General features: G+C 59.8%; 8 protein-coding genes, 1 tRNA gene and 1 pseudogene. 4 read left to right on the top strand and 6 right to left on the bottom strand.

Annotated features, from left to right (window positions below; translation table 11 throughout):
* Window positions 1–37: 37 nt before the first annotated feature.
* Window positions 38–958, bottom strand: coding sequence for a 4-hydroxybenzoate octaprenyltransferase (gene ubiA / locus AC1RNP_RS02435; protein WP_493049632.1), 921 nt, complete (start codon window positions 956–958; stop codon window positions 38–40).
* Window positions 959–1,016: 58 nt separating this feature from the next.
* Between ubiA and AC1RNP_RS02430 the strand changes: the two genes are divergently transcribed.
* The 3 genes from AC1RNP_RS02430 (at window position 1,017) to AC1RNP_RS02420 (ending at window position 3,263) form a co-directional block, all read left to right on the top strand.
* Window positions 1,017–1,093 (top strand) — tRNA-Arg (locus AC1RNP_RS02430).
* A 328-nt stretch (window positions 1,094–1,421) separates the two neighbouring features.
* Window positions 1,422–1,823 carry an H-NS family nucleoid-associated regulatory protein gene (locus AC1RNP_RS02425; RefSeq protein ID WP_493049631.1) on the top strand — a complete coding sequence of 134 codons (402 nt, stop codon included), beginning with the start codon at window positions 1,422–1,424 and terminating at the stop codon, window positions 1,821–1,823.
* Window positions 1,824–2,201: 378 nt separating this feature from the next.
* Window positions 2,202–3,263 (top strand): phytanoyl-CoA dioxygenase family protein, encoded by a 1,062-nt coding sequence (locus tag AC1RNP_RS02420; RefSeq protein ID WP_493049630.1) that lies wholly within the window; start codon window positions 2,202–2,204, stop codon window positions 3,261–3,263.
* 1,273 nt (window positions 3,264–4,536) lie between these two features.
* Here AC1RNP_RS02420 and AC1RNP_RS02415 read toward each other — a convergent pair.
* Together AC1RNP_RS02415 and AC1RNP_RS02410 are read right to left on the bottom strand one after the other, a co-directional pair.
* Window positions 4,537–4,671, bottom strand: a pseudogene (locus tag AC1RNP_RS02415) (hypothetical protein); the annotation flags it as partial.
* Window positions 4,672–4,760: 89 nt separating this feature from the next.
* Window positions 4,761–5,006 carry a DUF3489 domain-containing protein gene (locus tag AC1RNP_RS02410; RefSeq protein WP_493049795.1) on the bottom strand — a complete coding sequence of 82 codons (246 nt, stop codon included), beginning with the start codon at window positions 5,004–5,006 and terminating at the stop codon, window positions 4,761–4,763.
* Between the two features lie 326 nt (window positions 5,007–5,332).
* On the opposite strand from AC1RNP_RS02410, the gene AC1RNP_RS02405 reads away from it, so the two are divergent.
* On the top strand, window positions 5,333–6,343 hold the full coding sequence (locus tag AC1RNP_RS02405) for a hypothetical protein (RefSeq protein WP_493049629.1): 1,011 nt from the start codon (window positions 5,333–5,335) through the stop codon (window positions 6,341–6,343).
* 227 nt (window positions 6,344–6,570) lie between these two features.
* Here AC1RNP_RS02405 and AC1RNP_RS02400 read toward each other — a convergent pair whose 3' ends face one another.
* The 3 genes from AC1RNP_RS02400 to AC1RNP_RS02390 all read right to left on the bottom strand — a co-directional run bounded on the left by AC1RNP_RS02400 (window position 6,571) and on the right by AC1RNP_RS02390 (window position 12,629).
* On the bottom strand, window positions 6,571–9,492 hold the full coding sequence (locus AC1RNP_RS02400; protein ID WP_493049628.1) for a TonB-dependent receptor domain-containing protein: 2,922 nt from the start codon (window positions 9,490–9,492) through the stop codon (window positions 6,571–6,573).
* Window positions 9,493–9,761: 269 nt separating this feature from the next.
* Entirely contained in the window at window positions 9,762–11,279 is a 1,518-nt protein-coding gene (locus AC1RNP_RS02395) for a galactose-binding domain-containing protein (RefSeq protein WP_493049627.1), read from the bottom strand.
* A gap of 420 nt (window positions 11,280–11,699) precedes the next feature.
* On the bottom strand, window positions 11,700–12,629 hold the full coding sequence (locus tag AC1RNP_RS02390; protein ID WP_493049626.1) for a hydroxypyruvate isomerase family protein: 930 nt from the start codon (window positions 12,627–12,629) through the stop codon (window positions 11,700–11,702).
* Between the last annotated feature and the right edge of the window lie 13 nt (window positions 12,630–12,642).

The following is a 12,642-nucleotide window of genomic DNA, read 5'->3' as shown; positions in this document are numbered from 1 at the left end:
CATCGCCGCGGCAGCTATCCCTTGGTCTAGGCCCGCGCTAGGCCCCCGCTCCCAGCAGGTAATCGAGCGCGATGCCCGCGAAGATCGCCAGCCCCACCCAATGGTTGTGCAGGAACGCACGGAAGCAGGCTTCGCGATCGCGATGACGCACCAGCACGAACTCGTAAACGACCAGCCCCGCGGCGACGGCGAGACCGATCCAGAAATACAGCCCCAGCTCCGCGCGCCAGCCCACCAGCGCCAGCGCCAGGAAAACCAGCGCGTACAGCACGCCCTGGATGACCAGATCGAATCTGCCGAACAGGATCGCCGTCGACTTCGCGCCCGCGCGCAGATCGTCCTCACGATCCACCATCGCATACCAGGTGTCGTAAGCCGTCGACCACAGAATGTTGGCCGCGTACAGCACCCACGCCACCGCCGGCACCGTTCCCTGCACCGCAGCGAACGCCATTGGAATGCCCCAGCCGAACGACATCCCGAGATAGACCTGCGGCAGATGCGTGTAACGCTTCAGATACGGATAGCTCGCCGCCAGGAACACACCGACGAAACTCATCCAGATCGTCAGCCGGTTCATCGTCAGCACCAGTGCGAACGCCGCCAGCATCAGCACCGCGAACACCGCCAGCGCCTCGCGCCCGCGCACCGCGCCGGTCGCCAGCGGGCGCCCGCGCGTGCGCTCGACCTGCGGATCCAGCCAGCGGTCCGCGTAATCGTTGATCACGCACCCGGCCGAACGCGTCAGCCACACCCCGGCGCTGAATACGAACAGCGTCCACAGCGGCGGAATCCCGTCCGCGGCAATCCACAGCCCCCACCAGGTCGGCCACAGCAGCAGCAGCCACCCGATCGGGCGGTCACCGCGTACCAGTTTCCAGTACTGCCCCAGGCGTTCGCGCCAGCGCGGCTGCACCAAAGGGGGCTGCGACAAGGGGAGATGACGTTCGTGGGGCATCCCATTAGCCTACGCGACTCGCGCCGCGACGCACGATCGTGGACAATAGCCGACCCGCGCGCCCGTAGCTCAGCCGGATAGAGTAGTGGCTTCCGAAGCCATTGGTCGGGGGTTCGAATCCCTCCGGGCGCGCCAGTTCTTCCAATATGACCTCTCTCCGCCTGTTATTCATTGCGGCGGAATCCCCGGTGTTGGCGCGGTTTCGGGGGGAGGTCATTGGTATGCATGACTCGGCAGTTTGGGCAGTTTCAGGGCGATATCCGCTCTCTCCTCCCTGTTTTTCTCTGCCTCCCTGGACTGCGTACCAATCGATTGTTTTCGCAAAGGCTTGCGGATCAATCGTTTACGCCTGGTGCGGAGCGAGTCGTTTATTGCGATCAATAACGCCAAATTGTTTCTCAAACCGCCGACGCACGACATATCGCAATTACAACCCACATATCTCTAATTAAAGAAGACCTGCATGACTAGTAAGCACCACACGAGCCTGGACGCCATCGCTGAAGCCAAAGCCAAGCTGGCTGAAGAGTTGAAAAAGCTGGAAGAACAGGAGACGCAGCTTCGTGAGCAGCAGGCAGCCGATGCCTTCAATCAGATCGTCACGCTGCTTCAGGGCTTCAGCTCGCACTTCAGCACGAAGCAGAAGAACGAGATTTCCGCTCTGATCGGCTTGGACAAGCCCAAAGCGAAGAGCGCCACGGCAGGCAAGGAAGTCGCGCCGAAGTACTGGTTGCCGCATTCGGGAGACACCTGGACCGGACGTGGCCGTCCTCCCAGAGCGTTCTCCATCTGGGAAGGCAGTGCTTCGTACAAGGAATGGAAGGCCAAGCATCCCAACGAGAAGTTCCCGGCGTACCCAGGCTGACCAGAGGCGCTAGCCTGCTTGACGGACAGTTTGGTTAAGGGCGATTCCTAGATCCAACTGTCGTTCATGCAAGGGCCTATCCTCAGATAGTGGAGCCGCCCGATGAGCCGATCACATCGCGCCGGGCTTCTTCTTGCTGGCCGCCTTGTGCATAGCGTCGAGCGTCTTTGCCTGCTCTTCCCCTGTGCAACCATCGCAACAACAAACCACAAGGCCGCGACATGCCGAGCGCTCCAGCCAGGAACGAAAAGAGTTCTGAGACCACGCTGACCACAAGCAGTCCATGGGCTTCCATTCAGCACTTCGATCTTCCACACATGATCACTTTCGGTACCATGTGCTGCATATAATTGCGAGCCACTCATCGGAAAATCCGCCATGAAAGGAAGTCCATTGCCGGGGGTGCCGGTCGTCGAATCTCCGTTTTACGAGCAACTGGCCAGCGCCTGGGATCCGGAAACGCGTCGTATCGGAGACGCTTTGCGTCAGGATGGATACGCTGTCTTCGATTTCCCTGAGCCAGAGCTTGACCGCTTGATTGATGAAATCAGGAGCGACCTGGATCCGCGTTATGACTGGGCGGGTTGGCGTACGGTTGGATGGAAGAATCGCAATGGCTTGCGCATACAGGATGCCTGGACATTCAATGCAGCCGTGCGGAGCATTGCTGCAAACACCCAAGTGCTTGCATTGCTTTCCCGTTTATATGGCCGTGAAGCATTCCCGTTCCAGACACTGAATTTTCCGGTCGGCACGCAACAGGCAACGCACTCGGACAGCGCGCACTTCAGTAGCGTCCCCGAACGCTTCATGTGTGGCGTCTGGCTGGCTTTTGAGGATATTGACGAAGACAACGGCGGCTTGGTGTATTACCCGGGAACGCACAAACTGCCGATCTACACCAATGAGCATATCGATGCGTGCTCCGCCACGAACGAACGTCAGACGGCGCATTACGGGGATATGGTGGCGTTGTGGCAGGCGCTCATTGAGACGCACGGGTTCCAGGCGCAAACATTTAGAGCCCGCAAGGGAAAAGCTCTGATCTGGGCTGCGAACCTGCTCCACGGAGGCGGAGCACACCTCAACCCTGGCCGCACGCGCTGGAGTCAGGTGACCCACTATTATTTCAAGGATTGCGCCTATTACACGCCGCTGGAATCGGATCCATTCTTCGGCAGTATTCACTATCGCACGCCCACCGATATTGCGGCGGGCGACGCCATCCCCAGCACCTATGGCGGTAGACCCATCCCACCGGACACCATTTCCCGCGGGTTGGAGAACATGCGTAAGCATGCTCCTCAGCCACTTCCGTTACCCGAAGGGTTCGACCCGACCGCGTATTTGGCTGCCAACCCGGATGTCGCCGTCGCCGGCATGGATGCCGCCGAGCATTGGCGGACGTACGGCCACAAGGAAAATCGGCCTTTGGCTTAATTATTGGACCGACACCCTTCTTATTCAGCCTGCTCCGCCCATTCCCATTTTGAGGAGAGTTCTTCGTCTCCTGCATCCGCCTCTCCTAGTGTCTCCCTTCATTTGGATGCGCTTCTTCCGGTTACTTTTCGCAACGCATAGACTGCTTGGCAGGCTCACGTGCTTTAGTTCCAGCAGTCGATGCCGTCTATTTCACGGCCACCCAACGAATCGTGGCAGGCTATAACATCTGGGGAAACGCAGGAAGTGTTGGTTCGACGTACAACGTAATATCTTGGGTCTCTATGCAACGGGAAATAGCCAAGGCCTTGGGGCTCTCATCAGCGCCCTGCGCGCAGAGGCTGCAGCCGCAGGGGCGAATCGCATTAGCATCCAAGGTTTGGCTATAGTAAACGAGGGCGTGGCAGGGATAAGTGCCAAAGCTACTGCGCAATATGGTCTGCAGGTCGAGAAGATTAATGCCAGCACCATAATGTTGACAGGAGAATTGTAAGTAATGAGTGGCGATGGAAGAATTAAGTCGACATGGACCTCCATTTTCTCACGAAAAGGGGGGGCAGATAACGCTACGCGCATATGGGAAGACTGGGATAGTGACAGTAGAGATAAGGCGCTTTGCAGCATTAATCTGCAATCTGAAGAGCTTCCGGTCGTGCTGACAAAGTCCGCACTCGGTGCCCTGACAGTGCTCACGACCCAGCGACTTTTTTGCGAATCTGATGTTGTGTCCATACAGGAAATTGTTAACGTCGAACCTCATGAATTTACGGAAAAGAGAAAAAACAATCTCAATGAGCTAGATGTTGAATTAAGATCTGGGAAAACTCTCCGCATTTCCACTTCTTCAGGGCCATCGTACTTCGCGCTTTGGAATGTACTGCTTCACATCTCTAGAAGTAATGCACGCCAACGATCACCATGACTAGTGAGCACACGGCCGTACGTCGGGCAAAAAACGGCGGGCTTGAGCCCGCCCTATGATCTATGATCATTTTTGCCGACGTAGGGTGGGCCCTGGCCCACCGCATGGGTGATGGGGTCGGAGTGACGACCAATTAGCTTCACGGGTCCTTGGGGCTGCAGCCGCGCAGCCCGGATGAAGCGAAGCGGAATCCCGGGTTGAGCCACGGAATGAAGCGTGAGACGTCCCGGATACGTGGAACTGTGCAAGTCCTTGATGAGCTGATGGCGGACTGCAAGAGCCTTTAGTGACGCAGTTCCGGGGCGCGAAGCGTACCCGGGGCTCGCACTGTCAATCGCAGAAGCAGCCGGATTATTCGTGCGCGGGCACGAACTGCTCGCGCACCGCCTTGCCGAGCAGATCCGGCGGCAGCATGCCCTGGTCGATCAGGAAGTTGTTGAAGGCCAGGCGATCGAATTTCTCGCCCAGTGCCAATTTAGTATGCAAAGAAACGGGGGCGGGTTCACTTATCAACGTCGTGAGAAGCGAAGCCCGCAGCATTGCGATCTTTTCAGTTAACCAACCTGGCACCTTCGTCAGTCAACGCGGTAGACTCGTGCCGCACCTTCAACCTTGTTAGAGGTGATGGTCAGACCGAGCATCTTCTTGAATGCACCGGCAAAGATGCCTCGCACCGTGTGCGGTTGCCAGTTCGTCATCTCGCAGATCTGCGCAATAGTCGCGCCTTCTTCCCGACGCAGCAGGGCGATCACCTGCGCCTGCTTGCTGTTCTGGTGAGTCCGGGGCGGGCCTTTGTCGCCGTCGCGACCTCGACAGTTGATTGCATTAGCGGACGCTACCGACCAATGGCGGCAGAATCGGCCGAGATCATGGTCGAAACCTTCACGCGACTGTCGCCACGTAATACTCGTTACATACTCAACATTTAGATCGATACATTTGACGATTGTAAAAATTAATCTTGATGGCAGTCACAGATGTGAGAAGTGACTGTTTTGAATGCTGACGGTCGTCACAGAATAATTTCCGAAAGAAGATGAACCATTTAGTCGACGACTGACCGGAATAAGTAAAAAAAACGGGGAACACATCCGGCAGATCGCACCCCCCGCACCACCTTTTCTTGAAAACATTATTGGGGAATCTAATGAAACGGCTTATCGTCGTAACGGCTTTGCTTTGCCTAATGTCAGGCCCCGCCCAGGTAGCAGCGGCGGGAAAGAAAATCTCCGCAGAGAGCACACAGCGCGCCAAGTACGCCGCGACCATCTCCAAGAAATGGGGTCCACAGATCCAGAAGAAATTCGGCATGTCTTCTGGCGAATGGACCGAGCAGATGATGGGGACCTTCGCGGGTGCCGATCTCATGAACCTGAAACGCGCATCCGAAGCCACGAGCTTCGATGCGATGTCCGGCGCCCTGTTCGGTGGCAGTTCGGCCAAGAACATGGCGCTGGCACGCCCCACCATGATCGGTGACACCGAAAACGATCTGGTGTTCACCCCGCTGCCGCCGTGCCGCATCGTCGATACGCGCGTCGCAGGTGGTCCTATCGGCGCAGGGCAGTCTCGTAGCTTCATTGGCTGGACGTCTACGGATTATCTCACCCAGGGCGGTTCGGTAACGAATTGCGGTGTTCCGGAAAATGCTTCAGCGCTGGCGGCCAACGTGGTCGCGGTCAATACCGTGCAAAAAGTAGGTTTTATGACAGCATGGCCTTCGAATGTGGCGCGGCCAAATGCAGCCACGATCAACTTCGTCGGTTCCGACATTGGCAATGAGGTCCTCCTCAAGCTGTGTCGTCCGGGCTGTCAGACCCAGTTCTCCGTGTACAGCACCTCGCAGACGCAGGTCGTCGTCGACGTGTATGGCTACTACATGGAGCCGGTCGCCACGCCGGTCGACTGTACTGTCGTGGGCCAGGCAGCGCCGCTGCTGACCGGGATACTCACCGATGTGTCGGCTTCCTGCCCCACGGGTTATGCCGCTACGGGTGGTGGTTGTACGGGTCCGCTTGGCCTGGAGATCGGTGGCTCTTTCCCCACGGTCACCAGTGGCAAGCCGACGGGCTGGACCTGCAGGATGGCCACGGTGATCATTGGCGGCCTGCTGGGTGCGCGCACGGATGCGACGTGCTGCCGGATTCCCGGTCGCTGAGCTAGCGACACGAACTGAATCCTTTGCTACGCACACGGGGTCTTTGTTTTCGACCCCGTGTTTTTTCATCCCGTCAAGGAACCGCCGGGCATCTGGGTTCGATGAACTGGTCGCGCAGCCGACCATTTCTCGGCAAGAACCGGCTCTGCGTCCCACCGCCGCATTGAAACAGGCGCTGGCGTAACGGCCCGAGCGCAGGGACCCTGCGGCCCCTGCTCCCTCGCGTTTCACTTCATCCGATAGACGAACTCCAGGGCGACTTCCCGGCCGATGGCATAGTCGGTCGCGCCGAACTCGTAATCGCCCTTGTATCGATCGTTGCGGCCGGCGTTGTTGAACAGGTCGTTGACATACAGACCCACTGACACGTTCTCGTCGAGGAGATACCGCGCCGACAGGTTGAACAGCCACGGCCGCTTGATGCGATCCCAATAACGTTCGGCGGTCTTCCCATAATTGACGCTGGTCGAATCCGTGCCGATACAGGTGTCGTTATCGATCGCCGTGCCGCGTTCGCCGTTTTCGAACGGCACGCATCCGCCCCAGTTGGAACCACGATAATCGGAGCGCTTGGAAGCGAACAGGGTGGCGTTGAAGTCCCCGAGTGCCCAGCCGACGCTCGCGGTGGTCTTGGTGTGGTAACCGTCGGTATGCGCGCCGACTTCGCCATCGCTCCACTCCGAGGCGTCGAACTGCTTCGTCGACAGCTTCAGTACGTTGGTGTAATTCAGGCCGAAGGAGAAATTGCCGTAACGGCCCGCATCCAGGCGATAGCGGGTGGAAAAATCGATGCCGCTGGTGCGTCGGCCGCTACGATTGATCGGCCCTTCGCGAATCTCGGAGATCGCCCCATTCGGGCCGTTGCGGTCGATGCGGCTGTTGACGAAGTCGCAGAAGTCCGGAGCCGGAGGCCGCCCCGTGGCGGGATCGGTGTAGGGTGAGCCATCGTCCTTGGTACCGAGGGCGCAGCCGAGTTCTCCCGCGAGCAGATCGTCCTTGCTGATCTCCTCGATCACATTCCTCAGCTCGATGTTCCAGTAGTCGATGCTTGTCGACAGATTCTGGATCGGATCCCAGACGAAGCCGAACGTCCAGGATTCGCCTTCCTCGTAATCGAGCGACGGAGATCCCGCGCGCGTGGTGGTGCCGCGGTAGTAGGTGCCGACCGCCGGATCGTCGCTGCCGGAAGCGCAATTGTTGTACTTGCCCTGCTGGCCGCAGCGCAGCCGGTCAATGATGAGGCTGTAGGATTCGCCGCCCTTGGCATAGACGTAGTGCATGTCGGGCGCACGGAAGCTGGTGGCATAGGAACCACGTACCAACAGGTTGGAGAACGGCCGCCATTCCACACCCGTCATCCAGGTCGCCTTAGCGCTGTCGCTGGTCTGGCTGTAGCTGTCGTAGCGGCCAGCCAGATTGAGGGTCGCCGATCCGAGCCCCGGCGTCTTGCTGTCCCAGACCGGCACGCGGAATTCGGTGCCCACCGCCCAGCGGTTGCGCGAACCGCCGCCCAGATCGAAGCCGTAGTAGGGGCTACCGAATTCGGTGACGTACAGATTCTCGACGCCGCGCTGTTCTCTCGCCGCGGCCTGTTCGGGCGTCGGCACCGTCCTCGGATCGGGACGCAGGGAATAGCTCTGTCGCGCCCATTCGCCGACGGCGGCGAAGCTGATCGGGCCCGCCCAGCCTTCGAACAGATCGCCGGAGAACACGACCTGGAACTGATCGACCTTGGATCGCGCTTCGTCCTTGCCGTGGGTCGAGATCGACTCCCACTCCTGGCGCGTGATGGGCGTGAAGAAACGATTGATGTCGACGGCATGGATCGGAGTGCCCACCGGCACGCCGGCGTAGCTGGCATCAGTCACGCCCAGCTGCGGACCGAGGAAGAAAGTATTGACCAGGGCCGGCACCGCCGCCGGATAACTCTTCTTGACCACGTATTCGGCGTGATCCACCGAAGCTTCCCAATCGAAACGATCGAAGAGGCGGCCCTTCAGGCCGAACGCATAGTCGTAGGAGCGTTCGTTGCTGTAGGTCAGCGCATCGCCGATCTCCGTTCGCGTCAGGAAGCGCTTGCCTTCGACATAACTGCCGAGCCCGGCGTCGTACCACTTCACTGGCGGCACGTAGCCCATGCCGAAGTCGCCGACGCTGCTGGTGCCCTCGCTGTCGAAGGCCATGAAGCTCGCCCAACCCTGCAGGCGATCACTGAAATCGTAGGTGCCGTACAAGTAAAGCGAGGTGCTCTCCTCACCGTCGCGGATCGTCCAGTTGTGGGGGAATCTACCGTTCGCGCAGTACTGCCCCAGCGAGGGGCCGAGCGTATGCGTGGTGTTGTCATACTTCCTGTAATCCCAGCGCTCGGCGACGCCACCGTACCCCGGGGATTCGCAAGTGCCGGGCGGCGGTGAAATGCGCAGATCGCTGCCATCTAACCGGCTGATGCGCGCGGTATCGTAATAATTGTTGAAGCGATTGCCCCTGGCGCGCTCTTCCTCGCTCCAGGCACCCCAGGCGGCATCGTTCTCGGAATCGAGGAAGTCGCGTTCGCCCGCGAACAGCGGATCACGCTTCAGATATTGCAGGGCATAAGTCAGGCTCCACTTGTCCCCGGCCCGTCCACCTGCCCAGGACGTATCGATCAGCCTGCGGCCGCCTTCGGTCGCGCCGCCGCCCTTGATGCGGAACTCGTCTCCCACGTATCCCTGCTTGAGCACGACGTTGATGACGCCGGCGATCGCATCCGAACCATAAATTGCCGACGCACCCGACGCCAGCACCTCGATCCGATCAACCGCGGCGCTCGGGATGTTGGTGAAATTCTGAAAATTGCTCCGCCCCTGGTAGGGCAGCGGATAGTCCGCGGCGCGATGTCCGTTGATCAGCAGCAGGCTGCGACCCGGGCCCATGTTGCGCAGGTTCAGCGGACTGGCGTTGCTGGTGTGCGACCCCCATCCCGCATCGCTTTCCACGCCGCCGGTGGCTTCCGTCAGCGTCGACAGCACGTCGTAGACGGTGACGAAGCCTTCCTTTTTGATGTCCTCCGAAGTGATGACGGTAACGGGCGTGGGCCCCTCCACCTGCGCACGCGCAATACGCGAACCGGTGACGACGACCTTGTCGAGTTCGGCGGGCTCGCTTTTCACACCGCTCGCGGCGTCCTGAGCGTGAGCTTGCGTTGAAGTCAGCAGCGCAAGACTCAGTGCACTGCAAAGCGCGCTTCGAATCGGAATGTGGCGCATGGTTTTTTCTCCCCGTTCAAATGTCTTGAAAGTTACGGCACGAATCGGCATCAAGCTGGCGAATTGCCCATTCCGTCTCCATCGTCATCACCTCCCCCTGTGTCGGAGATGACGTGGCTTTGCGTGTAGGCGCCGACCGGGCAATGCCCGGCCGGCGCTTGTGATCACGTTTCTTAGTGCTCCAGAACACTGACGCTGGTGCGGTAGACCGAATCGCTGGTCCACGGCGACGGATTGCCGACGCCGAGCGAGAACTGCAGCGTCTTGCCGGTGATGTCACCCAGATCGAAATAACGCATCGGCACCAGCGCACCCGGACACCAGCTGCGCGGGTTTGTCGTGTTGTTGTTGCGGAAGATGCCCGGATTGCCGCGCGGGCTGTATTGCTCGTAGCTGGCGCAGTCGATCTTGGTGCTGAAGGTGGCGATCTGCGTGCCGTTGAACTTCACGGCGATGTTGGTATTGGTGTACTCCTGGCCGCCGGAGGAGGCACCGTAGCCGGCGATGCTCACCGCCAGTGTCGCGATGCCCAGGCTCGCGGTGTGGGAGGCGGTTCCGGTGGTAATGTTGTCGTCGGTTTCTTCAGAACGCGACAGGAAGCTGATCACGTCCGGATCGCCACCGGCGGTGAGCGACTTGGTGGACACCAGGGCCAGCGAATACTTGAAACCGACTTCCGCGATGGCCGGATCCGTCACCTTGGGAACGTGCGTTTCGCAAGCATCACCGCCGTACTGCGGATTGGAACCGCCGCTGATGCCGACCCAGATATCACGATTGGGATTGGCCAGCGCGGCGGCATACGGATCCATCGGCGCATCGGGATAGACACGGGTGGCCTTGTCTCCCTGATACATGTCGCTGAAGGGCGAGATGAAGTCGGTGAAGGTCACTCGCGGCGTGTCGACAGTCGGCACTTCACCTTTCGGCATGCTGATGAAGAAGGCCGATGCGAAGCGATCGTAGGGATCGCATTGGGCGTGGTAGGTGATGCGCAGCGCGATGTCATCGCCGATCTTGGCTTTTTCCTCGTCACTGAGCCTGCGTGCGTACTCGGTGCCGCGCTTCCACATCAGCACACCGGCCGGCGGCGTGTAGGTGGTCGGCTCGGTGCTGCGATAGATGCCGAACTGCGGCACCTGGTCGAGCACCAGCACCACCTTCTCGGCCGCGGGCGCCGTGTCGTGCACTTCGAGTTCGTAGATGCGCGCGGCGGTGTCGCTGGTCTGGGTCGGCGTGGTGATGTTGAGCCTGACGTAACGCGCGCTGGTCGCAGTGATGTTGTGCGTGGTGATGTTGGCGGTGTTGTTGCTGACAGTGGCCGCGGTGGTCCAGGACGAACCATTGCTCGATGTCTGAAGGTTGAAATTCTTCGTGTTGAACGAAGTGGATTCACCGCCGGCGCCGGCGTGCTTGACGACGAAGCTGGCGATCGACTGGCTGGAGCCCAGATCGACCTGCAGCCATTTGCTGGACGCGGTGGAGCAGAACTTGTCGCTGTTGCCACCGCTGACGCTGCCGTTGACCGCCTTGGCCGGGCCTTCGCTGGAATTGCAGGCGGTCGAGCCGGTGGCGGTTTTGTTCAAGGCGAGATTGGCCGCGGATGCCGTGCCGGCCAAGCCGAAGCAGAGCAACAGGCTCGCGGCGGATGCCGCCCAGCGCGTTCGCGATAAATCGGGTCTCGTTTGCATGGTGATTCCTAATGGGTAGTCAGTGAGCGGGTTCAGTCATGGGATACGTCCAGCGGACCGCGGCATTGACTGAGTTGCCGCGCCCGAACGGGCTCCACTCCACAAACGAACATCCGGTCCAATGGTCCAGCCAATCAAGATGCAACAACATGCTCTTCCGCTGCCTTCCGCCACCACCTTCGGCGACGAAGTGTCGGCCGCAGCCGAACCTGGATTTGAAACGATCTAATTCTCGTACCTTTCAACACTTTCAACGAAGTTGCGTCACGGGCCGCAAATCCGCGTGTGTTGAATAACACAGCGACCGGCGTGGCGCATTCCGTATTGCACAATTCTTTCCAGATCAATACAAATCTTTGTTTTAAATAGATTTTTAAACACCAAAATATCGCGATCTGGCACCCGTCCCGGCACATCCACTCAGAAATCATCGACCTCCCGATACGCCTCGATCACCCGGCGTTCGCCCTCCACGCCGGGGCCAGCGTTGCCGTGTTCCATGCCGAACACGAAATCGCGGCCTTCTTTCTGCATGCGCCCATGGATGTGGCGAAGGACGTTGCGGTAGTTGATCTCGCCGGTGCCGGGCTCCTTGCGGCCGGGTACGTCGCCGATCTGGAAGTAGGCAATCTCGTCCCACGCCAGATCGATGTGGTGGATCAGATTTCCTTCGTTCCGCTGCAGGTGATAGATGTCGTAGAGAATCTTGCACGCCGGGTTGTCGACCGCGCGCGCGATCGCGTAAGCCTGCGCGGACGTGCGCAGGAACAACTCCGGCCGATCGCTGAGCGGCTCCATCACCATCGTCAGCCCATGCGGCTCCAGCACCTCGGCGCCGGCGCGGATCGCGTCGATGACGTGTCCGGTCTGGATGTCAAGCGGTAGTGTGGCGTCGAAGAAACCCGGCACGACCGTCATCCACTTGGCGTTGACACGCCGCGCCGTCGTCACGGCATCGCGGCAGGTTTTCACGAAGGCTTCGCGGAATTCTTTCTTGCCGGTGGCATAGGACACCTTCCAGTTGTCGCCGGCGTCGATCACGAACACGCCCATGGTCATGCCCGCGCGCGCCAGCGTCTCGCCGATGCGCTCCTGCAAGGCGGCCGGACGCTCCATCAACTCGTTGTCCTCGTATGCGCGGAAACCCGCATCGGCCATGAACTTGATTTGCGCGATCGGATCCTGGCCCGCCGACGCTTCGAACATGCCCAGATGCGGCGCGTATTTGAGTTTGAAGTTAGAACCGGATGCAGCGCGCGTTGCCGGTTCCGCGCCGAGCGCGACGCCGGAAGACAGCGTCGCGATGGCCGCGGCGGAAGCGGTCGATTTGAGGAAAGCGCGTCGTTGCATGGCGAATCCTGTG

It is taken from the genome of Luteimonas sp. GW821-FHT14E02 (assembly GCF_058803905.1).
This window is presented reverse-complemented; position numbering and strand designations above follow the sequence as displayed.